Origin of the sequence: Vibrio sp. 1180_3 (assembly GCF_029478545.1) — a bacterium.
In the GTDB taxonomy this organism is placed as follows: Bacteria; Pseudomonadota; Gammaproteobacteria; order Enterobacterales; family Vibrionaceae; genus Vibrio; species Vibrio aestuarianus.
Genome location: NZ_SJFM01000034.1, coordinates 12,486 through 39,110 on the forward strand (window position 1 = coordinate 12,486; position 26,625 = coordinate 39,110).

General features: G+C 43.9%; 22 protein-coding genes, 1 tRNA gene, 1 pseudogene and 1 riboswitch. Of the genes and pseudogenes, 16 read left to right on the forward strand and 8 right to left on the reverse strand.

Going from position 1 to position 26,625, the window contains the following annotated elements; translation table 11 throughout:
• Positions 1-4: 4 nt before the first annotated feature.
• The 4 genes from rsxD to rsxA are packed head-to-tail and all read right to left on the reverse strand — an operon-like array spanning position 5 to position 4,644.
• A complete protein-coding gene (gene rsxD, locus EYW48_RS17170) occupies positions 5-1,051 on the reverse strand; it encodes an electron transport complex subunit RsxD (protein WP_053310216.1) in 1,047 nt (348 codons plus the stop codon).
• A complete protein-coding gene (gene rsxC / locus EYW48_RS17175) occupies positions 1,051-3,465 on the reverse strand; it encodes an electron transport complex subunit RsxC (protein WP_277432726.1) in 2,415 nt (804 codons plus the stop codon). The genes rsxD and rsxC overlap by 1 nt, the downstream gene beginning before the upstream one ends.
• Positions 3,466-3,473: 8 nt before the next feature.
• Positions 3,474-4,061 (reverse strand): electron transport complex subunit RsxB, encoded by a 588-nt coding sequence (gene rsxB, locus EYW48_RS17180; RefSeq protein WP_053310214.1) that lies wholly within the window; start codon positions 4,059-4,061, stop codon positions 3,474-3,476.
• A gap of 1 nt (position 4,062) precedes the next feature.
• A complete protein-coding gene (gene rsxA, locus EYW48_RS17185; RefSeq protein WP_053310213.1) occupies positions 4,063-4,644 on the reverse strand; it encodes an electron transport complex subunit RsxA in 582 nt (193 codons plus the stop codon).
• 561 nt (positions 4,645-5,205) lie between these two features.
• Between rsxA and EYW48_RS17190 the strand changes: the two genes are divergently transcribed.
• The gene (locus EYW48_RS17190; protein WP_277432727.1) at positions 5,206-6,525 is read left to right on the forward strand and encodes an efflux RND transporter periplasmic adaptor subunit; all 1,320 of its coding nucleotides are present in this window, start codon (positions 5,206-5,208) and stop codon (positions 6,523-6,525) included.
• Positions 6,522-9,629, forward strand: a complete 3,108-nt coding sequence (locus EYW48_RS17195) for an efflux RND transporter permease subunit (protein ID WP_277432728.1) — start codon at positions 6,522-6,524, stop codon at positions 9,627-9,629. The genes EYW48_RS17190 and EYW48_RS17195 overlap by 4 nt, the downstream gene beginning before the upstream one ends.
• A 421-nt stretch (positions 9,630-10,050) precedes the next feature.
• Here EYW48_RS17195 and EYW48_RS17200 read toward each other — a convergent pair whose 3' ends face one another.
• On the reverse strand, positions 10,051-10,740 hold the full coding sequence (locus EYW48_RS17200; RefSeq protein ID WP_274693460.1) for an N-acetylmannosamine-6-phosphate 2-epimerase: 690 nt from the start codon (positions 10,738-10,740) through the stop codon (positions 10,051-10,053).
• Positions 10,741-10,923: 183 nt separating this feature from the next.
• Here EYW48_RS17200 and EYW48_RS17205 point away from each other — a divergent pair, with 183 nt between their 5' ends.
• The 6 genes from EYW48_RS17205 (at position 10,924) to EYW48_RS17230 (ending at position 16,561) form a co-directional block, all read left to right on the forward strand.
• The gene (locus tag EYW48_RS17205; RefSeq protein WP_261916984.1) at positions 10,924-12,264 is read left to right on the forward strand and encodes a PTS transporter subunit EIIC; all 1,341 of its coding nucleotides are present in this window, start codon (positions 10,924-10,926) and stop codon (positions 12,262-12,264) included.
• The gene (locus EYW48_RS17210) at positions 12,264-13,811 is read left to right on the forward strand and encodes a DUF4127 family protein (RefSeq protein ID WP_274693458.1); all 1,548 of its coding nucleotides are present in this window, start codon (positions 12,264-12,266) and stop codon (positions 13,809-13,811) included. The genes EYW48_RS17205 and EYW48_RS17210 overlap by 1 nt, the downstream gene beginning before the upstream one ends.
• Before the next feature lie 10 nt (positions 13,812-13,821).
• Complete coding sequence (locus EYW48_RS17215) at positions 13,822-14,124, forward strand: PTS sugar transporter subunit IIB (protein ID WP_261916982.1); 303 nt, start codon at positions 13,822-13,824, stop codon at positions 14,122-14,124.
• A gap of 69 nt (positions 14,125-14,193) precedes the next feature.
• Positions 14,194-14,496: a PTS lactose/cellobiose transporter subunit IIA gene (locus EYW48_RS17220; protein WP_261916981.1), complete on the forward strand. Its 303-nt coding sequence runs from the start codon at positions 14,194-14,196 to the stop codon at positions 14,494-14,496.
• Between the two features lie 8 nt (positions 14,497-14,504).
• Positions 14,505-15,368 (forward strand): MurR/RpiR family transcriptional regulator, encoded by an 864-nt coding sequence (locus EYW48_RS17225; RefSeq protein WP_261916980.1) that lies wholly within the window; start codon positions 14,505-14,507, stop codon positions 15,366-15,368.
• 146 nt (positions 15,369-15,514) lie between these two features.
• Positions 15,515-16,561 carry a porin gene (locus EYW48_RS17230; RefSeq protein ID WP_261916979.1) on the forward strand — a complete coding sequence of 349 codons (1,047 nt, stop codon included), beginning with the start codon at positions 15,515-15,517 and terminating at the stop codon, positions 16,559-16,561.
• 303 nt (positions 16,562-16,864) lie between these two features.
• Here the strand turns inward: EYW48_RS17230 and EYW48_RS17235 are convergent.
• Positions 16,865-16,940, reverse strand: a tRNA-Asn gene (locus EYW48_RS17235).
• Between the two features lie 550 nt (positions 16,941-17,490).
• On the opposite strand from EYW48_RS17235, the gene uvrB reads away from it, so the two are divergent.
• The 3 genes from uvrB (at position 17,491) to luxU (ending at position 21,519) form a co-directional block, all read left to right on the forward strand.
• The gene (gene uvrB / locus EYW48_RS17240) at positions 17,491-19,521 is read left to right on the forward strand and encodes an excinuclease ABC subunit UvrB (RefSeq protein WP_168522836.1); all 2,031 of its coding nucleotides are present in this window, start codon (positions 17,491-17,493) and stop codon (positions 19,519-19,521) included.
• Between the two features lie 244 nt (positions 19,522-19,765).
• Positions 19,766-21,169 (forward strand): quorum-sensing sigma-54 dependent transcriptional regulator LuxO, encoded by a 1,404-nt coding sequence (gene luxO / locus EYW48_RS17245; RefSeq protein ID WP_176245867.1) that lies wholly within the window; start codon positions 19,766-19,768, stop codon positions 21,167-21,169.
• A 5-nt stretch (positions 21,170-21,174) separates the two neighbouring features.
• Complete coding sequence (gene luxU, locus EYW48_RS17250) at positions 21,175-21,519, forward strand: quorum-sensing phosphorelay protein LuxU (RefSeq protein WP_171979981.1); 345 nt, start codon at positions 21,175-21,177, stop codon at positions 21,517-21,519.
• A gap of 23 nt (positions 21,520-21,542) precedes the next feature.
• On the opposite strand, the gene EYW48_RS17255 is transcribed toward luxU, so the two are convergent.
• Positions 21,543-22,433, reverse strand: a complete 891-nt coding sequence (locus tag EYW48_RS17255; RefSeq protein ID WP_168522830.1) for a YvcK family protein — start codon at positions 22,431-22,433, stop codon at positions 21,543-21,545.
• Between the two features lie 181 nt (positions 22,434-22,614).
• A riboswitch (molybdenum cofactor riboswitch) is annotated at positions 22,615-22,757 on the forward strand.
• On the opposite strand from EYW48_RS17255, the gene moaA reads away from it, so the two are divergent.
• From moaA to moaE, 5 genes are all read left to right on the forward strand, one after another.
• A complete protein-coding gene (moaA, locus tag EYW48_RS17260) occupies positions 22,745-23,734 on the forward strand; it encodes a GTP 3',8-cyclase MoaA (protein WP_053310206.1) in 990 nt (329 codons plus the stop codon). Its footprint overlaps the riboswitch before it by 13 nt.
• An 85-nt stretch (positions 23,735-23,819) precedes the next feature.
• The gene (gene moaB / locus EYW48_RS17265) at positions 23,820-24,332 is read left to right on the forward strand and encodes a molybdenum cofactor biosynthesis protein B (protein WP_053310205.1); all 513 of its coding nucleotides are present in this window, start codon (positions 23,820-23,822) and stop codon (positions 24,330-24,332) included.
• A gap of 9 nt (positions 24,333-24,341) precedes the next feature.
• A complete protein-coding gene (moaC, locus tag EYW48_RS17270; protein ID WP_168522826.1) occupies positions 24,342-24,821 on the forward strand; it encodes a cyclic pyranopterin monophosphate synthase MoaC in 480 nt (159 codons plus the stop codon).
• A 51-nt stretch (positions 24,822-24,872) separates the two neighbouring features.
• Positions 24,873-25,118 carry a molybdopterin synthase sulfur carrier subunit gene (moaD, locus tag EYW48_RS17275; RefSeq protein WP_277432729.1) on the forward strand — a complete coding sequence of 82 codons (246 nt, stop codon included), beginning with the start codon at positions 24,873-24,875 and terminating at the stop codon, positions 25,116-25,118.
• A gap of 1 nt (position 25,119) precedes the next feature.
• Entirely contained in the window at positions 25,120-25,575 is a 456-nt protein-coding gene (moaE, locus tag EYW48_RS17280; RefSeq protein ID WP_168522822.1) for a molybdopterin synthase catalytic subunit MoaE, read from the forward strand.
• An 11-nt stretch (positions 25,576-25,586) separates the two neighbouring features.
• On the opposite strand, the pseudogene EYW48_RS17285 reads toward moaE, so the two are convergent.
• Positions 25,587-26,492: pseudogene (locus tag EYW48_RS17285) on the reverse strand (diguanylate cyclase); the annotation flags it as partial.
• Between the last annotated feature and the right edge of the window lie 133 nt (positions 26,493-26,625).

Here is a 26,625-nt window from a genome sequence, read left to right on the forward strand (position 1 = left end):
CTCCTTAATGACCATAAGTACGAGGTTTAGTGTAGTAGTCGATCAACGGTACACACATGTTTGCTAGCAATACGGCAAAGGCAACGCCATCGGGAAAACCACCCCAACTGCGAATAACAAAGACCATCATGCCAATGAATGCACCGTAAATAAGACGACCTTTTACTGTGGTCGAGGCGGTGACAGGATCGGTGGCGATAAAGAATGCCCCCAACATTGTTGCACCAGAAAGTAAATGAATCAGCGGTGATGCTGTTGTTCCTGGAGCAATGAGTTGAGTGATAAGGCTGGCAAACAGCAACCCCCCCAGCACAGCAACAGGAATATGCCAATTAATGACGCGCAGCTTTATTAGCAGTAGTCCACCGGCTAGATAGGCGAGGTTGACCCATTCCCAACCAATACCCGCTAAGCCACTAAATTGTGGATGCGTCATGGCTTCAGACACAGTTTGACCTGCGCGCAGTGATGTTTTTACCGAATCTAGTGGTGTTGCCATAGTAACGCCATCAATGCCGGTTCGAATTTGTTGTAGTGAAAGCCCTTCAATATTAAAGCCGCTAAAAATGAGTGAAAATGCATCACTAAATGAAATGGGCTCTGGTGCCAATGCGTTCGGTGCTATCCAACTGGTCATCTGTACTGGAAATGAGATCAGCAAAACCACATAAGCAACCATTGCTGGGTTGAAGGGGTTTTGTCCGATTCCGCCATATAGATGCTTTGCGATCACAATGGCAAAAAGCAGACCAATAAACAGCACCCACCAAGGTGACATCGGAGGAATGGCAATAGCTAACAACCATGCGGTGACCAATGCGCTGTAATCACTCAGTGAGCGAGTTGGGTTGCGTTTGCGCAGCAGCATGACTCCGGCTTCAAGTGATAAAGCAATCACAATGGCCAATATGAGCTGAATAATAGTGCCCCAACCGAAGAAATAACTTTGTGCAATCAGTCCAGGGATAGCGCACAAAGCTACCCACTTCATCAAGTCTGAGGTGCTGCGCTTACTGTGCGCGTGGGGGGAGCTGGCAATAAAAAAGGCCACTACTCATTCTCCTCATTGTTTTCATTAACTTGTTTTTGTTGTTGGGCTTTACGTGCTTTAGCACGCGCAATGGCCGCCGCCACCGCGGCTTTTTTGGGGTCGTCTTGCTCAGTTGGTTCCACTGGTGTTTGAGTGTGTGACGGCTCTGTTTGTTGCTCTGCTTTACGTGCTTTAGCTCGGGCAATGGCCGCCGCCACTGCGGCTTTTTTGGGGTCGTCTTGCTCAGTTGGTTCCACTGGTGTTTGAGTGTGTGACGGCTCTGTTTGTTGCTCGGCTTTGCGTGCTTTAGCCCGTGCAATGGCCGCCGCCACTGCGGCTTTTTTCGGGTCGTCTTGCTCAGTTGGTTCCACTGGTGTTTGAGTGTGTGACGGCTCTGTTTGTTGCTCGGCTTTGCGCGCTTTAGCCCGTGCAATAGCTGCAGCTACCGCGGCTTTTTTCGGGTCGTCTTGCTCAGTTGGTTCCACTGGTGTTTGAGTGTGTGACGGCTCTGTTTGTTGCTCGGCTTTACGCGCTTTAGCACGCGCAATGGCCGCCGCTACCGCGACTTTTTTCGGGTCGTCTTGCTCAGTCGGTTCCACTGGTGTTTGAGTTTGTGACAGCTCTGTTTGTTGCTCGGTTTTGCGTGCTTTAGCCCGTGCAATGGCTGCAGCCACTGCCGATTTTTTATCCGTAGTGTCAGTAACCACAGGCTCTTCGGCACTGCTCGATTGCGCTTTTCGCTCTCTTGCTTGGCGTTTTCGCTCTTCTCGGAGCTTTATCATTTCAGAATTGTCAGGTTGCGTTTCGCCTGCTTGAAGTGCTTGCGCCTGTTTAGCTTTTGCTCTGGCTATAGCGGCTGCCACTGCAGGTTTAACGTCAGGTGAATCCTTAGTTTCAGCTTGGGCTTTTTGTGCTTTAACGCGTGCGATAGCGGCTGCAACAGCATCATCACCACCTGTTTTTTTCATCTCTTGACGGCGTTCATCAGCGGCTTTCTTAAAGCGATTTTCACGCTCAGCTTTATCTCTTTCTAAGCGTGCTTTTTTCTCTTCAAAGCGTAGCTTGGCCCGCTCTGCTGCTTCAGCTTCTTGCTTACGTGTTTTTATTTCCGCTTTTGCTTGACGATAATACTGCACCAAAGGAATTTCACTAGGGCACACATAAGCGCATGCACCACACTCAATACAGTCCTGTAGATGCAGTTCTTCACACTTGTCATATTCTTGTGCTTTTGCATGCCATTGTAGTTGTTGGGGGAGCAATGATGCGGGACAAACTTCAGCACATTGCCCACAGCGAATACATTCCATTTCGTGTTGTGACGATGCAATTTCTTTACGTGTAGGAGCAAGAACACAGTTGGTTGTTTTGGTGATGGGAACCTGAGAGTGAGGCAAGGTAAAGCCCATCATTGGGCCACCCATAATCAACCTCGGCAGTTTTTTATCTGCGGTATAACCAAACTGCTCCAGTAAATGTTGCACGGAAGTGCCTAGCAATACCCATACATTACGAGGTTGCTTGAACGTCTTGCCAGTTAGTGTAACCACTCGGTTGATTAACGGCTCACCGTTAATTACAGCACGCTTAATAGCATAAATTGACCCAACATTTTGCACCATAAGCCCGATATCAGCTGGAATTTTCCCGACGGGAACTTCTTGGTTAGTCAGCAGCTTAATCAGCTGCTTTTCGCCACCAGACGGGTATTTGGTTGGGATAACGCGGATCACGATGTTTTTATTAATAGCCGCTTTTTCTAATGCTCGAATTGCTTCGGGTTTGTTATCTTCAATACCAATGATGGTCAATTTTGGTTTGAGTATGTGTTCAACGATGCTAATGCCTAGGATGATTTCTTCTGCATGTTGCTGCATCAAAATGTCATCGGCGGTAATGTAAGGTTCACACTCGGCCGCATTAATGATCAGTATTTCTGTACGAGCCAAGCCCGATTGTATTTTTTTAGCTGTTGGGAAGCCTGCGCCACCTAGCCCTGAAATACCCGCTTGGCGAATTACTTCAATCAGTTGTTCTGGTGTTTTCTGCTGGTAATCAGCTATAGGAGTGCGCGCGATCCATTCATCTTGTTGGTCTGCTGTTATGACGATACACATTTCGCTCAGCCCTGAAGGGTGTGCGGTAGTACGTGGTTCAATTGCAGAAATTGTTCCCGAGGTAGGGGCATGCACAGGCAGCATGAAGGTCGATGTGTACTGGGTTAAAGGTTGTCCTTTCAGTACACGCTCACCAACCGTTACCAGTAAATCACCTGCGCGGCCAATATGTTGCTTTAAAGGCAACACGATTTCGTTGGGAATGGATGCGGCAATCAATGGTGTTTGGTTTGATTGACGTTTGTTTTCTGGTGGGTGAATGCCGCCAGGAAAACTCCAAAGCGCACCCGTTCTAATTTGTTCAATTAATGGCAACATACCAGTCCTTAATTCACGCTTTTCTGCGATTGAGATGCAGAATCGGTAACATCAACAACGGGAATGGCGTTCATTTGCCACTTCCAAGTATCGGTGGTTTGTTCTACTGGAATCATTTCAATACAGTCAGTTGGACAAGGCGCAACACAAAGGTCACAGCCAGTACATTCCGATTTTATAACGGTATGCAGTGCTTTAGTGCCGCCGACAATCGCATCCACAGGGCAAGCTTGAATGCATTTTGTGCAGCCGATGCACATATCTTCATGAATAAATGCAACGGTTTTCACTTTATTATCAAGGTCGTGGGCTGACTCTTCTGCTTCGACGCCCATTAAATCGGCCAGTTTTTCGATGGTTGCTTGGCCACCTGGTGGGCATTTATTGATTTTGTCTCCGCCAGCAATGGCTTCAGCGTAAGGACGACAACCTGGGTATCCACATTGCCCGCATTGAGTTTGCGGTAAAATAGCGTCAATTTGATCGACGATAGGGTCGGCTTCCACTTTAAAGCGGATAGAAGCAAAGCCCAAAATAGCACCAAAAATGGCGGCTAGAGCAGCAAGCGCGAGAACAGCGATTAGTATCGTACTCATATTACAGTTTCACTAACCCCGTAAAGCCCATAAAAGCAAGAGACATAAGACCTGCGGTAATCATCGCGATAGAGGCCCCTTTAAAAGGCGTGGGTACGTCGGCCACGCTGATGCGTTCACGCATTGAGGCAAACAGAATCAATACCAATGAAAACCCGACGGCAGCACCAAACCCATAAATAATGGACTGAATAAAATTGTGGTTCTCGTTGATATTAAGCAGAGCCACACCCAAAACAGCGCAGTTAGTGGTGATCAAAGGAAGAAAAATACCAAGTAGGCGATACAACGTTGGGCTGGTTTTGTGTACCACCATTTCGGTAAATTGCACCACCACCGCAATGACTAATATAAAGCTCATCGTGCGCAGGTATTCAATGCCTAATGGGTGGAGTATGTAGTTTTCAACTAGGTAGGCACACACAGAGGCTAAGGTTAGTACGAATGTCGTCGCCAACCCCATGCCTATTGCCGTTTCTAGTTTTTTTGAGACACCCATAAAAGGGCAAAGCCCCAAAAACTTTACCAGTACAAAGTTGTTGACCAGTACTGTGCCAACTAACAACAAAAAATATTCGGTCATAGTTATATCAATCTTAAATTCCGATCCGGTCATTATCGTGCTTTGCAAGGGTAATAACAACCAAGGAAAGATAAGGTTTTAGATTGTTGGTGGGATTTTGTTCATTAATGAGTGGGAAGTTATGGACTGAGAGTTATTCCCACCTTTCCCCCCCACGGCTTTGTTGCAGCCGAGGCGTTTATTAGAGATGAATGATATCGAGAGCAGTGGAATGCTAAGTTATCAGTACCAATCTTCTTATACTGATCAACAGTATCCCGATGAATAGCCAACAAGGCTATGACGTACAGGGTTATATTTACGAATACCTGATTGAAAAATTTGTCGCCAATGCCAGTAAGTTTTACATGCCTCATTAAGTCTCGGCACTCATGCTGCACATCGTTGCCCAAAAGCCAAAACCCTTTAGTAATCTAACCTCTGTAGTTCGGGAACCTTGTTATTCTAAAGTGATTCTATGTTTATAAAAGTGAACAAAGTCAAAACAGAGCAGGGTAGTAATATGCTACCTTTATTTAGAGGGTTCTAATATAAGTCATATTAATTTATACAGGGTATTGCATGAAAAGATTTAAATGGACGCAAAGATTTTTATTTATCCCTCCCGTTCTTATTGGTGTTGCAATACTCGTATCTGCACCAGCAATGAAAGCCGAGCCACCAAAGATAATTGATAATAAAGGGGAAAAAGTGGTGAGGGTACTTAAAGTTGCGCCACGAGATATCCAACCCTCTGCTATTGGTTATGGTCACACCCAACCCGCAAGAGATTGGGAAGCACAAGCGGAATTGGAAGGTGCGGTAGTCTGGATAAATGATAACTTTCACGATGGCAACATAATCAAACAAGGCAATGAAATTCTCAGACTGGATCCCTCTTCTTATCAACTCTCTATCGCCCGTCTAGAGGCTGAACTTGAAGTCGCAAAACTCACCGACCAAACGATTCTGGAAATACTGAATATTTCTGAGCAAGAGTATCAGGTGCAGAAATCAGAATATGAGCGTACGGTTCGCCTGAGTAAATCCGGGCATATATCCAAAACAGACAAAGATAAAGCCACCAAAGATCTTCTCAACAGTCAACAGCAGTTCCAGACACAAAAAAATAACCTTGCTATTAATAAAGCGACACAAAAGGTACTGCTGACTGAACTGGCTTTAGCCAAACGCGATCTTGAGCACACAATCATCAAAGCACCTTTCGATGTAAGAGTTACAGATAAAATGGTTGGTCTGGCAGAATACGTTAACAAAGGCGAGATCATGCTAAAAGCCGATGGTATCGATGCGGTTGAGATCAATGCCCAGTTCCCGCTTGGCAAAATGCGCCCTTTGAGAAGATCGGAAGTGCTGAGTAAAGCAAACAGTAACGACTACACAGGCCTTGAGGCAATTGTCGAGCTGAACGTTGGAGAGCATCTTATCTCATGGGATGCGAACGTCAGTCGTTCGGGTGGGCATATTGACGCACAGACACAAAGCCAGAGCATCGTGGTGCAAATTGATAATCCGCTCAAGCAGGTGTCTCCGGGCCAACGTCCACCTCTCATTAGAGACACCTTTGTAAAAGTGACCCTGAAAGCACCCGTGATGAGCAAGCAGACCCTACTTCCCCTGACCGCTATCCATAACGATAAAGTCTATTTGGTTCAGGACGGTAAACTGAAAATTCAGCCGGTAAAGGTTGATTTTGTTCAGGGTCAGATTGCTGTTATCAAATCTGGCATCCAGCAGGACGATATTGTTGTATTAAGCAAGCTTTCACCAGCAGTAGAGGGAATGTTGCTTAAACCGCAACCCGATAAAAATATCAACCAGTGGTTGGATAAAGAAACCGGATTTAAATTAGATAAACCAAAGAGTGAGGTCAAATTATGATTTCATTCTTCGCCCGTCACGCGACCGGTGCCAATGTGCTGATGGTGGCGATACTTTTGCTTGGTGCTTTTGCGCTACCGAAACTGCAAAAAGACACCTTCCCGATAACCCAAACCAAAGATATCGAAATTCGAGTCAGTTATCCGGGCGCTTCCCCTTCTGAAGTGGTTGAAGAAATTTGTACCCCGCTAGAAGAGGTTGTGGATAAATTAAACGGAATCAAAGAGTTAACCTGCGATGCTAGAGAGAATATGGCTATCGGCAATGTTGAAATTGATGACGGTGAAAATATCGATGCACTCACCTCAGATATTCAGCAACAAGTAAACTCCATCAGTGATTTTCCCGACAGGGTTGAGCAGATAACCGTAACGAAACTAGACAGAATCGCAACGGTAGCAAGCGTCGCTATAACCGGAAATATGTCTGCAAGCGATCTCTACCTTTATGCTCAAGATGTTAAACGCAGGATAAAATCACATCCATTAATCGCTCAGGTTTCCGTTGGCGGCTTCTCCGAACAAGAGATAGAAATTCGTGTTTCCCAATGGAAGCTTAAGCAATACGGACTCAGTATTTCTGACCTGTCCAACCTTGTTCAGCAACAAAGTATAAACACCCCTGCTGGCGTGTTTACTAACGATCTGGAAGAACTCAGTGTACGTTTTAATCAACTGGGCAGCGAAGTCGACGATTTTAAAAAAATCATAGTGAAATCCAGCGAGCTTGGTACTCAGGTTACACTGGGTGATATTGCAGAAATTGAACAGAAGTTCGCCACTGAAGAGGACCAAATTATCTTCCAAGGCCAGCGAGCGGCCTTACTGCAAATCTCCAAAACCTATTTCCAGGATTCTCTGAGGGTAAAAGAGGCGATTATTAATCTCGTCGAAAAAGAGCAGATGAGAGCGCCACAAGGTGTGGAATTTACCATTACTCAGGATGTCAGCGTTAATATTGAAGATAGGCTGAGAATCTTAACCAGCAACGGTGTTCAGGGGCTGGCATTGGCATTTCTGATGCTCTGGGCCTTCTTTAATTTTCGCTTTAGCTTCTGGGTAGCGCTGGGGCTTCCTGTCTCATTCCTAGGCGCAATCTTTGTCATGTATATGCTGGGCTACACCTTGAATATGATGACCATGGTCGGCCTCATTGTTGCTATCGGCCTGTTAATGGATGACTCTTTGATCATTGCAGAAAATATCGCAGCCAAAAGGCAGGCGGGTATGCCGCCAGTTGAAGCGGCAATTAAGGGCACCATACAGGTACTTCCCGGTGTTATCGCCTCATTTGCCACAACCTTGATGGTTATTGGTCCACTAATGTTCCTGAGCGGAAATATGGGAGAGGTGCTGCGTTATATTCCGATTGTTTTGCTAATTACTCTGCTAGTAAGCCTGATTGAAGCCTTGTTGATTCTTCCTGCGCATCTTGCGCACAGCCATCTGGAATCAGGATCAAACCCTGTGCGAGAAAAGTTTATCGGAAGTTTTGAAAGAGTAAGAGACAAGTTCTTTGTTCCTCTGTCTGTTAAAGCAATGAATGCGCCTTACTTGACACTGGGCATTCTGACTATGGTCGTACTGCTCTCAACCGCAACCTTCTCCGCAGGGCTTCTTAAATTTAAAGCGATGCCATCACTGGAAAGTGACACGCTTCAGGCGCGTGTTCTGCTGCCTCAAGGAAGCCTGCTTTCTCAAACAGAGGACGTGGTTGCAAAAATATCTAAAGCTCTGGATAAAATAAATCAGGAATATTCGGAAAAATTTCCCGATTCAGAGCCACTGGTGAAAAGCAAAACCATTATGTACAACACCAATATTGATGCCAACGAATCTGGGCCTCATATGGCGACAGTCAGTGCGGATTTACTTCCGGCGCAGCTGCGTCAAGAGAGCATCAAATATCTGGTGCAAAGCTGGAAGGAGAAGACAGGCCCCACTGCAGACGTCGTTTCACTTAAGTTTACCGATAAAGAACGGGGGATTGCAGGCAATGGTATTGATATTCGTGTTCAGGGCAACTCTCTTGAAGAACTAGATAAGGTAAGCCGCTCTCTTATCAAGTGGCTGAAAGGCTTTGATGGCGTCTTTAACCTTTCCAGTGATCTGCGTTACGGTAGATCTGAAATTCACGTAAAGCTTAAAGACGAAGCGGGTGTTATGGGCGTTAACTCAGCACAGCTAGCCCAGACACTTCGCAGCGCGGTAAAAGGCAGTACGGATCTGACTGTTTTCCAGAGCGGTGAGATTATTGATATTACAGTCCGTCTTGACGAGTTTACTCACCAAGCGAGTTTGCACGAGCTAAAGGACCTCATGGTGACGGCTTCCAACGGTAGACTTGTTCCGTTGTCTGTCGTGGCTGATTTTGAAGAACAGCAAACATTCTCTAGAATTAACCGAATCAACGGTATTAATACGGTAACAGTTCAAGGCAATATCAACACCCAAATCGCCAACTCCAGAGAAATAATGCAGCAGTTCTACACGACGTTTGTCCCCAATGCTAAAAAGAGTTTCCCAGATGTTAGCTTTGTTTCTCAGGGACAAGACAAAGAAAGCGCCGATACCGGCTCATCCCTGCAAACCTTTTTTGCTATGGGTGTCATCGGTATTTATTTGATCCTGACCTTTTTATTCCAAAGCTATACTCAACCGATTGCGGTATTACTCGCCATTCCCATGGGGTGGATAGGTGTCGTTTGGGGGCACTTGGGAATGGGAATCGATTTGACGATTCCGAGTCTGGTGGGCTTTGCAACGCTTGCCGGTATTGTCGTGAACGACAACATTTTGCTAGTAACCTTTATTAAAGAGAACATAGCCAAAGGCGTCAGCTTGATGGATGCTTGCCGTGAGGCTGTTCATGATAGATTTCGAGCTATCTTTATCACCTCGCTAACCACCTTTGCCGGGCTGTTACCGTTGTTAACCGAGAGCAGTACTCAGGCGCAGTTCCTGATCCCACTGATTGCCAGTATCGCCTTTGGCTTGATATCAGCAACCCTATTGGCATCCATTATTGTTCCTTGTGTGTTACTCATTCTTGATGACTTGGGTTTAAGTAAATTATCAGAACCCAACCTTACGAGGTATGCATGATGCAATTATAAAATGGAATAAGCTGCGAGAGCTTTTATTTTGCTTAGTCGGCAAAAAGTAAAACGAGTTAATCCATACTTAGTTAGGAGTTCTGCATAAGATAAACCTCGTTCGATGACTCTTGATTGACCGCTTATGTCTAGACGTACTTTAGGTAGGAAGATTATGTACTGTCAGCCAGAGTGAGTTAGAACACAATTTTCTACACTCGCAATTTGACTTACTTTTCCTTATACCTAACGCAATGTAACTATCGACTGTTACTGACAAGGTTCAATTTCTTGTTTTAGTTAGTTTCCTATGACCACTCTATTTATGGACATATGATCTTGTTTATACTTTTAGAGGTCAGGAGATTTTCATCTCCCGACTTTTAGATTTTAGTTTGTCCTTTTTGCAGAACAAGCTATAGAGCACAGAGTCACACTTTAGTACTCACCATTGCTTTAACAAATTTATCAGTGATTTGCTTTGGTCTGGTGATTGCGCCGCCAACAACAACAGCATGACAGCCGTATTGTAGACACTTGGCTGCTTTCTCTGGCGTATCAATGTTGCCTTCAGCAATGACAGGAATTGAGAGCAATTCAACCAACTGTCTGACAAACTCAAAATTGTTGTCATCATTTCGCAGTCCTTGAGTCTCTTGCGTGTAACCTCTAAGAGTGGTTGAAACGCAATCAAACCCCAGCTTTTCAGCTTCAATAGCTTGTTCGCGTGTGGCAATGTCAGCCATGGTTTGAACATTGGGATGATAAGTTTTCATGTATTCCATTATCGACGCTAAAGACTCCCCATTGGGTCTTTTTTCAAAAGTCGCGTCCATAGCGATCATGTCTGGATTAGAGTTTAATAATTCCAGAATTTCTTTTTTGGTTGGAGTTATGTAGACATTGCTATCTTGATAATCTCTCTTAACTATTCCAACGATAGGTAGGTCAACGGTTTCCTTTATTGCTTCAATATCTTCTGGAGTATTTGCTCGTATGCCAACGGCCCCACCCTGGCTTGCAGCCAGTGCCAAGCGACTCATGATAAAGCTACTATGTAGAGGTTCATCTGGTAACGCTTGGCAAGATACGATTAACCCACCTTTGACTTTGCTTAACATCTTGGTTTTTGCCTTTTCTATTATTCAATGAAGTGGCGTTACTTTAACTTAAAAACTCCACTCAAAGAAATTTAAGTGGAGTTTTTGGTGTGAAATGTGATCAAGTTAACTTCATTAAATTGGAGAGAAACATAGAATGCTCGCATCAAAATTCGTTACGCAATATGAATCTTTAGGGGCGACATGAACGCAATAGAAAAATTAAAAAATGGAGGTGGGACAGCGATCATTGATAAGCTATCTCATTGGGCTGGAATTTTTACTGGCCAGCGCCATCTAACTGCTGTACGTGAAAGCTTTGTGGCCTTAATGCCACTGATCATTGCAGCTTCACTATTTATCCTTATCAACAACGTTATCTTAAATAGCGATTCTGGCCTTGTCGGTTTTTTCGGCTTAGAAGGTGAGTGGATCGGGCACGCCCAAGAAATAGGTGTTCGCGTCTACAACGGTACACTGAATATTTTAGCTTTCCTTGCAACACTGATGATTGCTTACCGTTTAGCCAACAGCTACGGAGAAGATGGAATCACCTACGCAATTTTTGCCCTGGCTTCTTTGTTTGTATTTTTCCCAATGGGTATTGATGTCGTTTCTCCATCAGGAGAGGCGTTTAATGCGGGTGGATTAGTTTCGGGGGCTGAGATGGGTGCCACGGGCATGTTCGTTGGAATCTTTGTTGCACTGGGCTCGGTTGAGGTCTTCCGCCGCGTTTCTGCTAATGACTCCTTGAAGATCAAAATGCCAGATAGTGTTCCGCCATCAGTCGCACGCAGTTTCAACGTTCTGATTCCGATGATCGTTGTACTCACTGCATTTGGCACGTTGGCATGGGCACTGAATCATTTCTTTGATGTGACGGTTCACGAGCTTGTAAATCTTATGATTCAAACACCACTTCAGAATGCTCTGCAAGGGCTGGGTGGTTTGATCATGCTACTTTTGTTTCAAAATGGTTTGTGGTGGGTGGGTATTCACGGTGCGAGTATCACATACCCAATTGTTGAAACGACCCTGCTAGTGGCGATTCAAGAAAATGCGCAGGCCTTTGCCGCGGGTATCGAACTTCCACATATTGTCACTAAGCCTTTCATTGATGCATTCGGCTTCATGGGTGGTGGTGGTCAAACTATTGGTTTGTTAATTGCTTTATGGATGGCAGCGAAGAAGAGTGAGCACCGTGCTATCACCAAACTGTCAACACCAGCCGCAGCGTTTAATATCAACGAACCACTGATTTTTGGTTTACCCATCATGTTTAACCCAATACTGATTATTCCGTTTTTGCTTACGCCAATTGTTAGTGTGGTTATCGCTTATGCCGCGACTGCGATGGGCCTAATTGCTAAGACATCCGTCATTATTCCTTGGACAACACCTCCTGTACTGAGTTCTTTCCTCGCTACTGGTGGTGATTGGAGAGCGGCTGTGTTGTCTGTCATCATTATCGCTATTTCGGTGATGATTTATCTTCCATTTGTTATTGCGATGAACCGTCAACCATCAACAACGGAGGCATCGTAATGCAACTGACCTGTATCCCCTTAGATATCAGGCCCTACAATTACGATTTTCTAGAGTCGCTAGCAGCGATGGATAGTCAAGTAAGCTTGGCTATCCCTGAAAAAGCGAAGTTGGGCTTTAAAAAGCAAGCGGCCGATCATCACTATCTAACGCATTATGTGTTTGACAATGCAAACCAGTCGGATGCGTTGGTCATTAGCCTAGACATGTACATATATGGTGGATTATTTCCGGCAAGAGTTCACCAACATGAACAAGAATGGTTAAGTAGTCGAATCAATGAGTTGATTCTCTTAAAACAGGAAAATCCAAAGTTACGGATTTATGCATCGTCCTTAGTTTTACGAACACCTAAGTACAATTCGAGTGAGGAGGAACCAGAGTATTACGCACACTCCGGTCAAGCAATCTTCAACTTAGGTTTTCTAGAAAACAAACAAAAGCGCATTGGCTTAACAAAAGAAGAGGCTGATACGCTGGAGCAGCTTCGTTTGAAAGTCAATGTGGATGATATGCGTGATTGGACTGAACGCCGAGAAAAAAATCTGCAAGTAACGCTCCAAGCGATCGAGTTGGTGGCAAAAGGTGTTATCGAACAGCTAATTGTACCTTTGGATGACACAGCAGAGTTTGGTTATACCGCAGAAGATCAAGTCAGAATCTTTGAGTCTATCGCAGGATATGGTGTACAGGATAAGGTGTTTGTCCATCCGGGTACTGATGAGTCGGGCTGTACCTTGCTGACTAAAGCCTATTTAGCTGTCAAAGAGCAGACATTACAAGTACAAGCTCTTTACTCAAATGAGTTGTTTAAATCGGTGGTGCCTAACTATGAAGACCGTCCATTTGTTCACTCTTTACGTTCACATTCGCGAGCGTGTGGCGTAGAAGTTGTTGAGTATAATGATCCTAATTTACCGATGCTCGCGATTAACGGTTGTGGCGAAACGATGCAAGAGGCTTTTGAGGTGAGTTATGGCTTTTGTGTGCATACAAATGTGCGTAAAGCGAAGTATAAGAATGTCACTTACCATACTTATCGTGACTTGATCACGTTTGCCAAGCAGCTTAGAGAGAGGGCGGAGTCTAGGCCTGTAGTGGTTGCAGATTTGGCTATGTCGAATGGCGGAGAAACTGATTTAATCAAAGCGCTCGATAAGGTCGGTGCCCTTGATAAGCTTTCTGGCTATGCAGGATGGAATACCACTTGTAATAGCCTAGGAACCGCCATTGCAACCTTAGTTTTTTCAACCTTTGGTGACAACTCACAAGCAACCTCGCAGTTTCTTAAAGAGCGGTTGGTTTCCGACTGGGCATATCAAACGGAAGTTCGATTCCCTGTTCAGCTTGATTATCTGCCCGAATTAGGGGTGGATTATGGCACCTTTGAACAATACTCAACGCCAGTTTTTGAACGCGTAAAAGCTGGTATTCAAACCGCATGGCAGAACACAATTAAGCACTCGTTTACAGCGTGTCCTCCAGAAATTATTGCAATCTCCGCACCATTCAAACGAATGAGCGGGTTACACATACAAGTAAAGTAAGGTAAATAACATGAAACGTATCCTATTAATCTGCGCAGCAGGTATGAGTACTTCAATGCTTATGAAAAAAATGAGTGAGTATGCGATTCAGGCTGGTGAAGAAGCCATAATTGAAGCGCATGGTGTTGATGTTCTAAAAGACATCATTGACAACTACGATGCGGTGTTAGTTGCCCCTCAGATTCGCTTTAAGCTAGCTGAAGTTCAAAGTATTGCAGAAGCTGCTGGCAAAAAAGCAGCCGCTATTGACCCTATGGCTTACGGTTCAATGAACGGTGAGAAAGTGTTTAATCAAGCTCTATCTTTAATTTAGTCACTTAGCTTATAGAGTTAGACCACGGATGGTCCCCCCATTTAGAATAAACAAAATATAGGTAACATCATGAATTATGAAGAAGAAGTAATGGCGTTGATTATTGCAGCGGGTGAAGGTCGTTCGTGCGCGATGGAGGCTCTTCAACATGCCAAAAAAGGGGATTTTGCAACCGCTGAAGCGTCACTAGAAGCCTCAAGAGCAGCCTTCAACAACGCTCATGAAGTTCAAACTCGATTGATTGGTATGGATGAGGGGGAAGGCAAACTGAAAATCACATTAGTGATGGTACATGCGCAAGATCACCTAATGACTGGTATGCTATGTCGTGAACTTGTCGAAGAACTGATTGAAATACATAAAAAACTGTAGGTCTGTAGATGAACACTAAGCTGTCTTTTAACACTTTGGTTAGTACCCGTTGTAATGAGTTAACCCAAACTGAACTTCGTATTGTTGAGTACATAGAAGGAAATAGAGAGTCCTTTGTTAATATGAGTACCTCAAACTTAGCGAAAACTGTTGGTGTGGGTGAAGCTTCAATCATTCGCTTTACAAAGAAGTTGGGTTACAAAGGGTTGCCGGAGCTTAAGAACCAGCTTAGAGGTGAGATTGAAGAGGCGGCAGTCCATCAGTTTGCCGCTGTAACTTCTATGGATGAAGCGACCGATTCCATGCAAAAGATCGCCAATCAGCTTGCACAAAGCACTCATAACGCGATCAGCGATACTCTTTTGCTTCAGTCGGAAGAAACACTAGACAAAGTGGCATCGCAATTAAACGAAGCGAAGCATATTTATTTCTATGGGATTGGAATGTCTGCTATTAGCGCTTTGCATGCTAAATATCGCTTTATGCGTATTATGTCTAACGTGGATGCTCTGATAGATAATCACACGTTAATATTGAACTCAAACAATGTGAATGAAGGAGACGTAGTTATTGCAATCTCTCATTCCGGTGAATCGAAAGATACCATTGATGCATTGAAACGAGTCAAAGAGCGTGGAGCGGCAACGATAGTCATCAGCAAGTTTGAACGTTCTTCATTGAGTCAGCATGCCGATGTCATTCTGTTAACGGGTGGTACATCGAACCCCTATGAATCCGACTCTTCTACCATCACTGCCGCACAAACGTATGTTCTGGATTTATTATTTCACGGCTTAGTTTTTGTGAATCAGGGCCGGTCAATCTCGAAGCTAGTCGATGCGTTGAACATTATTCATCAACAACACACTTAATACCCTAATTAGAAATAACTAATCTAGCGAGTCACTTAGCCTCTATAAACAGGGGCGGACTTCACTCGTCTTGAAAAACTATAAAGCAATTCGCCTCTGTTAATTTTGAGGGGGGGCTGTTGCACCTTAAACTTGGAATTTATATCGTGAAAACATTGAAAAGAACAGCATTCGTTTCGGCAATGGTAGCGGCTCTGTCTGTTCCTAACGTCGTTAATGCAATGCAAATTGGTGGCCCTGAGGACTATAACTTAGAGCTGTACGGTAATATCGCATTCTCCATTTTTACTACAAGTGCCAACGAAAAGATCTACGATTACAGCCATGATAATGAGTCGTACATAGGCTTCCGAGGTAGCAAAGAGATCATTGATGGCGTGGATGTGCTCTTCCAGATTGAATCGGGTTATGTCGGTTACGAAGCCACGATGTCGGGGTTAGGCACTTTTGATACTTTTGTCGGCTTTGATACTGACTACGGTAAATTGAGATTTGGCCGAATGAAGTCGGCGCTTTATGAGCTGGTGGACTGGCCATATACAAACCCAGGTTTAGGCCGAGTGTTTGACTGGGGTGGTGATGTAAAATGGCACCAAAGTAACCGTATGTCTAACATGATTCGTTACGATGGTTCATTGCAAGAGACAGCTGTAGGTGATTTTAATTTGGTTTTGAGTGTGAACCGAGACGACGTGTCACAGTCTGGTTCTCACACGTATTCTGCTCGAGTGACTTACACATCATATGCTCAGTTTAAAATTCATGGTGCTTATGAACAAACGGACAACATGTTGATTGAAGATGGAAGTGTGGACAGACATGCCGATACTGCTGGCTACATTATTGGTATTGAAACGCCGCTTTGGGATACGGGCTTTAAGTTCTACGCAGGTTATAAAAGTGGCGAAAACGTCGATCTGCAAACTCAAGTGAAGCGGACACAAGACGCAATTAGTGTCATCGGTGAATACTGGCACGGCATTTATGGCGCTAAGTTAGGCTATGCGAAGAACTTTGATTTAGAAATCGATGGTGTGAAACAGCTGGATACGCAAGACGAAGTTTATTCTCTCCAATTAATGGCAAACATGCCGAACGGTTTCTTACCGTATGTACGTGTTGGTTACACTGATGCTTATAATGCTGAGGAGAAGGATATGTTCTACCGTGCTGGTTTAGAGTTTTGGTTTTAATGTGAAAGCGTAAATCTGGAAGGGAGAGCTGTTATATTTATCTTTCCCTTTGATTGCTTCACTCATTACATTGTTTGAAGAAAAGTGAAGGCGTCTATAAATATAGAATTTTTTATAAGATTTAGTTGTTCTTGCCATGATTGGTACACCGTAAATTGAACATACAGGCAATGTACCTATTGTGTATACCTAAACTTCTAAGCTAGTACGAGTCAGGAAAAGACGTTAAGAGAATACAATTCCTTGAAATAGCTAGGTTTAGATACAAAAAAAGACGTCCTAGGACGTCTTTTTTCTTGAATTTGGCTCCCCCTGCAAGACTTGAACTTGCGACATACGGATTAACAGTCCGCCGTTCTACCGACTGAACTAAGGGGGAATTGCTTTAAGCGGTGCGAATGTTAGCTAGCGAGATGTTTAGTGTCAACCTTTTTACATCAATAAAAAATAAATTTTCCCATTAAAAATGCTTTACTTTTTTGTATCCCTTATCAGTATTGGGCTAGGTTTACTTATCCACCAAAATTGTGGATAAGTGTGTTAATGAACCTTGCGCAACTTGTTTTTAGGATAAATATTGAGTAATTACTCAAATGTGATTTACTGTTAATCTTGTATTTAACTGTTTGTTTTTACGTTTTTTTTATGACTTATCAACCGAGACGATTGTGGTGGTGGTTACATCGCGTAAAAATAAAAATATCGATTTTCAATAGTATTTTGGGGAAAACAAGTGGATTATTTTTTTGTACAAGGCTGATTTTTGTACGAATTGGGTGAAGGATGATAGCAAACTCCAAAGTGGTAATCTAGTGGTTTTTTCGATGCTTGCTCGATCTTCTGCACAACTATTTTGATGAATTGCTTGCAACAAAACCTCGCTAACAGCGAGAATGCTTGAGAGGTCACAGGCATTGGTTAGAGGAACTATGAACAAAGCGTTTGAATTGGTATCAGACTATCAACCGTCGGGGGATCAACCAACGGCGATTAAACAGTTATTTGCTGGGTTAGACGCAGGGCTTGCTCATCAAACCTTATTGGGTGTGACGGGGTCGGGCAAAACGTTTACTTTAGCCAATGTCATTGCGCAAGCTCAGCGTCCAGCAATTTTATTGGCACCTAACAAGACCTTAGCCGCTCAATTGTATGGGGAAATGAAATCATTCTTCCCCAATAATGCGGTTGAGTATTTTGTCTCGTACTACGATTACTACCAACCAGAAGCTTATGTGCCAACCACGGACACGTTTATAGAAAAAGACTCCTCGGTTAACTCCCATATAGAACAAATGCGGCTTTCCGCGACCAAAGCACTTTTAGAGCGTAAAGATGCAATTATTGTTGCTTCGGTTTCCGCTATTTATGGGTTGGGTGATCCAGATTCGTATTTAAAGATGATGCTGCACGTCCGCCGTGGTGATGTGATGGATCAGCGCGATATTATCCGCCGTTTAGCGGAGCTTCAATACACGCGTAACGACATGGCGTTTGAACGTGGTCAATTCAGAGTCCGCGGTGAAGTGATTGATATATTTCCAGCCGAATCAGACTATGCCGCTGTACGAGTCGAAATGTTTGATGATGAGATTGATTGCATCAGCCTGTTCGATCCGCTCACAGGGGCGATGATTCAGCGTGACTTGCCAAGGTATACTGTTTATCCCAAAACTCACTACGTGACTCCTAGAGAGCGAATATTAGATGCAATAGAACTGATTAAAGAAGAGCTGCGAACTCGCCAAGCTTATCTGCTTGAAAATAACAAATTGCTCGAAGAACAACGGATATCGCAGCGCACTCAATTTGATATTGAAATGATGAATGAACTTGGATTCTGTTCTGGTATTGAAAACTACTCGCGCTATCTCAGCGGTCGTAATGAAGGTGAGCCACCGCCAACACTTTTTGACTATCTGCCTCATGATGGCTTGTTGATTATTGATGAATCTCACGTCACCGTGCCGCAAATTGGCGCAATGTTTAAAGGGGATCGCTCGCGCAAAGAAACGTTGGTCGAATTTGGTTTCCGTTTGCCTTCTGCCCTAGATAACCGCCCATTGAAGTTCGAAGAGTTTGAATCACTCGCGCCACAAACTATTTTTGTTTCTGCGACACCGGGTAACTACGAATTGGAAAAATCGCAAGGTCAGATTGTCGATCAAGTTGTTCGTCCAACGGGTTTGCTTGATCCTGTGCTGGAGGTTCGCCCGGTGGCGACACAAGTCGATGATCTGTTGTCTGAAATTCGAATCCGTTCGGCCAAGGAAGAGCGAGTATTGGTTACCACTCTGACTAAACGAATGGCAGAGGATTTAACTGAATATCTGCATGAGCATGGAGTAAAAGTTCGATACCTTCACTCGGATATTGACACAGTTGAACGAGTTGAAATTATTCGTGATCTTCGTTTGGGTGAGTTTGATGTATTAGTGGGCATCAACTTACTTCGTGAAGGTTTGGATATGCCAGAAGTGTCGTTGGTTGCTATTTTGGATGCAGATAAAGAAGGCTTCTTACGTTCAGAACGATCGCTGATTCAAACCATTGGTCGTGCCGCACGTAATATCGAAGGCAAAGCGATTTTATATGCAGACCGTATCACTAACTCGATGAAGAAAGCGATGGATGAGACCGAGCGTCGTCGTCAAAAGCAGCAAGCGCACAACGAGGAGCTGGGCATTCAACCGCAGGCCCTTAAACGTAATATCAAAGATATTATGGAATTGGGTGACATCACCAAATCGAAAAAACAGCGTGCTAGCGCTCAAGTTCCGTTATCGAAAGTGGCCGAAAGCTCTCAAACCTATGGCGCGTTAACACCACTGCAATTAGAGAAAGAGATCAGTAAGTTAGAAGCTAAAATGTATAAACATGCGCAAGATTTGGAATTTGAATTAGCAGCACAGAAACGAGATGAGATTGAGAAGTTGCGTCAGCAGTTCATAACCAATAGTTAAAAAAATAGCCAATAGAAAAGAGACTCTATTGGCTGTTATTTGTGAATACTTTATTCACTAACAACGTCAGTTGGCTAGGTGACCCCTAAGGGTCATATAAGCTAAAGCATATACCATGCCAAGCTTAACTAAGCCCTAAAGTGTGATGTGGGCTCTAAACTATCGGCTCTCTCTAACTTTTTTTTGCAAAATGCAAACCTTAATGCAACAATTAAGGCATACTGCAAATGTTAATGGCTAGGTTATGCAATCGAGTTTATCAATACGGAAGACTAAGTATCTTCTGATGGTCGAAGATACTGCGTCTGTTGCGGCGTTGTATCGTTCTTATTTAACGCCTCTTGAAATCGATATTAATATCGTCGGGACCGGCCGCGACGCAATAGAAAGCTTGGCCCATCGAGAGCCAGATTTAATTTTGCTCGATCTTCGATTACCGGATATGACTGGTATGGACGTCTTGCACGCGGTCAAAGATCAATATCCTGACGTCCCTGTGATTTTCATGACAGCACACGGTTCGATTGATACTGCCGTTGAAGCAATGCGTCATGGGGCACAAGACTTTCTGATTAAACCCTGTGAAGCGGACCGTTTGCGTGTCACGGTCAATAACGCCATTCGCAAAGCAAGCAAATTACGAGATGACGTCGGTAATCCGGGTAATCAGAATTACCAAGGTTTTATTGGAAGTAGTCAAACTATGCAGTCGGTTTATCGCACAATTGATTCTGCCGCAACCAGTAAAGCCAGTATTTTTATCACAGGTGAGAGTGGTACAGGTAAAGAGGTGTGCGCCGAAGCGATTCATGCTGCGAGTAAGCGCGGTGATAAACCGTTTATTGCCATCAATTGTGCGGCGATTCCTAAAGATTTGATAGAAAGTGAGTTGTTTGGTCACGTCAAAGGTGCATTTACTGGTGCAGCCACCGACCGACAAGGTGCTGCCGAGCTAGCCGATGGTGGTACTCTATTTTTGGATGAATTGTGTGAAATGGACTTGGATTTACAAACCAAGCTATTGCGTTTTATACAAACGGGTACATTCCAAAAAGTCGGTTCGTCTAAAATGAAAAATGTGGATGTACGTTTTGTTTGCGCAACCAACCGTGATCCTTGGAAAGAAGTTCAAGAAGGGCGTTTTCGAGAAGATTTGTACTATCGACTGTATGTAATCCCTTTGCATTTACCCCCTTTGCGAGAACGAGGTGATGATGTTATTGAAATCGCCTATTCGTTGTTAGGTTTCATGTCGAAAGAAGAAGGGAAAGGCTTTGTTCGTCTTGCGCCTGAAGTGATTGATCGTTTTACACAGTATGAATGGCCCGGTAATGTGCGCCAGCTGCAAAACGTTTTACGTAACGTTGTTGTTTTGAACCAAGGCAGTGAGATCCAACTTACCATGTTGCCACCACCTTTGAATCAAGTGCTGGATAATCAAATCCGTATCCCCAATTCGAATTCAGAGACTGATAAAAAAAGTGTCACCGTACACGATATTTTTCCACTATGGTTAATAGAGAAGCAAGCCATTGAACAGGCGATTGATGCTTGCGATGGCAATATTCCTAAAGCCGCGGGTTATTTAGATGTTAGCCCTTCAACTATTTATCGTAAAATCCAAGCATGGAACGCTGAAGAGAATTGATCGAAATGGAATTAATTAATAAAAATAAAATTGCGCATCTAGCTCAGGAAATTGGTGAAGAGAACGTTCCTGTATTGTTGCAGATTTTTTTAGGGGAGCTAAGTGGCTACTCCCATAGGCTTGCTGATGACACGCTAAGTAGCAAGTTTGAGTATCTCAAAGAGATTAGCCACGCTTTAAAAAGCAGCGCATCGAGTTTTGGTGCCGACAGACTATGTGCTAAAGCGGTTGAGATTGACGCGAAAGCGAAAGAACAGCAGTCATTTGATGAAGCTCAAGAATCGGCAGCGATGCTGAGTTTGATTGAAGAAACGCATCGCTGTTATTCAAACTTGATGGAACCAAGTTAATGACTCGGTAATTCCATAGGGAATTAACCGATTAACTGAGCTTCAATCGCTTGCTGAAGTTTTACGCGATCATGCCGCCAGTCGCGGTTGGGAGAGGCTAAGTCGGTGGTGACGCAATTCCACAGTTCAGCGAGATCTGGATGGGGTGTGTCGCCAATCACAACATCAATACCACGAGCATGACATGCTCTCTCACACCATTCCAATTTTTGTTGAAGTGACATTCTTCCCGCCGGGCCTTGTTCAGGCGATAAGTTTTCGACAAAAATCAATTTTGCTTTTATGTTTTGTTTAATGGCATTGCCGATTTCTGGCAGTAACAGTGGCGGCATTACACTGGTTAAGAAACTGCCGGGGCCAAGGATAATACAATCTGCAGCACTGATTGCCGCTACCGCCTCTTTCGTAGCTGGTACTTCAGGCGACAAGTCTAAACGGCGCAAGTTTTCCTGCATTTCATCGACATTGGTTTCACCTGTAACCCAGCGACCATCCAAAGACAAAGCAGTCAGATCAGAAGGATGCTCCGACATTGGCACGATATTGACGTCCACTTTCAGCATATTGCGAATCAGGTTGATTGCATCGAGGGGGCGTACCGATAGGTTGTCTAAAGCAGTTAGCATTAAATTACCAAGGTTGTGTCCATTCAGCTCACCTGCGCCTTTGAAGCGATATTCAAACATCATCGAACTGATCGAGGGTTCGGTAATCAATTGATTAATACAGTTGCGAGTATCACCCCAAGCAATACCACCTTGGCAGTGGCGAATGCGACCAGTTGAGCCGCCGTTATCGGTAGTGGTAACAATACCGGTTGCGTTAGAACCGAAATCTTTTAAAGCCGCTAGCATACGTCCTAGCCCGTGTCCGCCGCCTATAGCGACGACTTTTTTGGATGCGTAAATACTCATCTGTTTCTTCTTATTTTTAAATATTTCACTACAATTTAGAGTAGGTGGTTCATAACTCATACTCATTAGGTGGTAAATTGAGTGGTGGATATATTTTTTTTGCTACAAGGGTAGAATCACTTAAAAATATTAAGTATTTTACCTTCAGCTGCTGTTGATTTGGTTGATTATAATACCTCAACAGCTGCCATAGCTCCGAGCTTAATCAGCTAAGTCTCATTTTTGTGAGATAAGGTGGTTAAGCCAGTGGCCTACTGCCACAAGGGCATAATTGGAAATGATTATGCCTCCCGTATTTGGAAAGGTGTTTCGTGGCGCAACAATTCGAAGATAGATTTCAGCGTAAATTTTATTATTTACGCTTATCCGTTACAGATGTCTGTAACTTTAAATGCACATATTGTCTGCCTGATGGTTATAAACCTTCGGGGCAGAAAAATTCGTCATTTTTAACCCTCCCAGAGATACAACGCGTCGTAAAAGCATTTGCTGATTGTGGTACGTCTAAAGTACGCATCACTGGTGGTGAGCCCAGTCTCCGCAAAGATTTCACCGAAATTATTGCGACAGTGGCCAATACAGCTGGCATCAATAAAGTAGCGACGACAACCAATGGCTACCGTATGGCGAAGCAAGTTGAACATTGGAAAGCCGCGGGGTTAACTCACGTCAATGTGAGTGTTGATAGTTTAGATCCGCGCATGTTTCATCAGATCACGGGCGAGAATAAGTTCAATGATGTAATGTTGGGGATTGATCGTGCTTTTGAAGTCGGATTCGAGCAGGTTAAGGTTAATGTCGTACTGATGAAAGACATGAATCATCACGAGCTTCCTGCTTTTCTCAACTGGATCAAACACCGTCCTATTCAACTGCGTTTTATTGAATTGATGCAAACTGGAGATATGGATAGCTTGTTCGACCGTCATCATGTTTCTGGCGTAGCGATTCGTAATCAACTTATTGCGGACGGCTGGGTGCTCAAAGCACGAGCTAATAATGATGGTCCGGCACAAGTGTTCGTGCATGCCGATTACCAAGGTGAGATTGGCCTTATCATGCCTTATGAGAAAAACTTTTGTGAGAGTTGCAACCGCTTAAGAGTATCAGCAAAAGGCAAACTGCATTTGTGTCTGTTTGGCGACCATGGAGTTGAACTTCGTGATCTGCTTGAAAAAGATGAACAAGAAACAGCGTTAATTGAACGTATCCAAGCGCAATTACAAACTAAATCTGTGAGTCATTTTCTACATGATGGTCATACAGGAATGACGCCACATCTCGCCTCAATCGGCGGCTAAAATTCGAATTTTCTGATACTTGCCCACGATATAACGAAGGGGCAAGTTCAATACAACATCATATTTTAAAAAGAAAGGTGAACTAATGGGTCACGCAGAAAGCAAATTCCAACCTGCAAATATCGCGGTATTAACAGTGTCAGATACTCGTACTGAAGAAAATGATACCTCAGGCGGTTACTTAGCCGAGCAGCTTCAAGAAGCTGGTCACAAATTAGCAGATAAGAAAATTGTCATTGATGATATGTACAAAATTCGAGCGATTGTTTCACAGTGGATTGCTGATGAAAACGTTCAAGCGGTGTTGATCACTGGCGGAACAGGCTTCACTTCTCGTGACAGTACACCTGAAGCACTTAAGCCTTTATTTGATAAAGAAGTGGAAGGTTTTGGCGAGTTATTCCGAATGGTTTCTTATGAAGAGATAGGTACATCCACCATTCAATCTCGCGCTATTGCGGGTTTTGCTAATCACACCGTAATTTTTGCGATGCCGGGGTCTACCGGGGCATGTCGTACTGGTTGGACGAAAATTATTAAGCAGCAAATGGATGCGAGTCATCGCCCTTGTAATTTCATGCCTCACCTTGCGGTATAAGGAAGCCCGATGAGCTCATTTACTCATATTAATGCTTCTGGTGAAGCTAACATGGTTGATGTTTCGGCGAAGGCCGAAACCGTTAGAGAGGCACGCGCAGAAGCGTTTGTTCATATGGCACCAGAAACGTTGCAGTTAATCGTTTCTGGGCAACATCACAAAGGTGATGTCTTTGCTACGGCTCGTATCGCGGGTATTCAGGCGGCAAAGAAAACATGGGATTTAATTCCACTCTGTCATCCATTGTTGCTTTCCAAAGTTGAAGTGCAGCTTGAGGCTATTGAGGCTGAAAATAAAGTACGTATTGAATCTGTTTGTAAGCTTGCAGGAAAAACAGGCGTAGAAATGGAAGCTCTGACGGCTGCTTCGGTTGCAGCGTTGACCATCTACGATATGTGTAAAGCCGTTCAAAAAGATATGGTGATTAGCCAAGTTCGTTTGTTGGAAAAAACAGGCGGGAAATCGGGTCACTTTAAGGCCGAAGAATAAAAATTGAATTTTGAAAACGATAATTCAAACAAGACAGTAAGTGGTGAAGGCATGATTACGGTTCTCTTCTTTGCTCAAACACGAGAATTAGTTGGGCAAGACAGTTTGGTTGTTGATAGTGAGTTTGATACGGTTGAAGCATTGCGTGCTCACTTAGTCGCTCAAGAAGGTAAGTGGGGGCTCGCGCTAGAGGCTGGTAAATTATTAGCCGCCGTTAATCAGTCGATTGTCCCATTCGATACAGTGTTGCAAACTGGTGACGAGGTTGCTTTTTTTCCACCAGTGACCGGGGGCTAAAATGGATAGCAGAGTAAGCGTACAGCAAGATGATTTTTCGGTTGATGCCGAATACCAATATCTGTCGGAGGGAACGGCAGCCGGTGCGGTGGTTACTTTTATTGGTAAAGTTCGAGATATGAACTTAGGCGACAACGTCATTGGCTTGTCGCTGGAGCACTATCCAGGTATGACAGAGAAATCGCTCAGTGAAATTTGTGATCAAGCTGAGCTACGTTGGCCTTTGCAGAAAATTCGTGTGATTCATCGAGTCGGCGACATGGATATTGGTGATCAAATTGTGTTTGTTGGTGTTACCAGTGCGCATCGTGGTTCTGCATTTGAAGCGTGCGAATTCATCATGGATTACTTAAAGACTAAAGCGCCTTTTTGGAAAAAAGAACGTACCACGCATGAAACACGTTGGGTGGATTCAAGAGATTCTGATGCTAAAGCTGCGGCTCGTTGGCAGAGATAGGTACCATTTGCTTAGTCCTTTTTGAGCATATGAATGGTGCCTCGTTGCTGATGTTTAGCATGAAATAGAGCTTTATCTGCAATTGCAACAAATTGTTGTGGTGTCATGTTGGTTGGTATATCGACGCAATGTTGTATGCCGATTGTTATCGAAACATAGGGAGAAACGTGTGAACCTTTGTGGGGGATCGCTAGTTCTCTCACTTTATCGAGTAGTTGATAGGCTCTATCTTTACATTGTTTGTCATCTATATCGGTAAGAAATAGCAAAAATTCATCTCCTCCGTACCGAAAGCAGAGATCATGTTTTCGTTTCCAATGCTGAAGTAGTTTCCCTACCTCACGCAACACATCATCACCATTAACGTGCCCATAGTGGTCGTTGTATTGTTTAAAACAATCGATATCGATCATAAAAATAGCGGCACTGGATTTTTCTAGCCTAGCCATATCTAAAGCTTGAGGGAGTAAGGAATCCATCGCGTAGCGGTTATAGACTTGGGTGAGGTGATCTATATAGGTCAGTTTTTCAAGCTCGAGCTGGTGGGTCGCGAGTTTTTCTACAGTACGTTTGTATTCGGTAATGTTACGTACCGTCCAGAGTACATACTCTGTTCCGGCTAACGGGATTACGAGTGCATTGAAATATTGAACATCTTGAGGGCCTTCTATGCCTTCAAAACAGGGTAAAGTTTTCGGATCAAGCTCATATTCGAATTCTTGGTGCTGACCGCTATCAATCACGTCAGCAACGATTTGATTAAACCAACGAGCTTTATCGTGTGGAAGCACTTGGTATTGGTTTAGGCCGATGATGGTGGCAGGGTTATGGTGACGACTTCTGTCGGTTCCTCCCCATGTTTCGACATAGACTCCTTCACGATTAATGAGAAAAGTTGGCTCAGGAAGCGATTCAAAGAAGGCATATACCCGTGATCATTGAAGATGCTTGATTTTCAATAGAATCAGGATCATGCTACAAACCATGAAAATCACACTGACTCCTCAACAGAAACTGCAACTCGAACAGATGCACGACATTGAGCGTGAT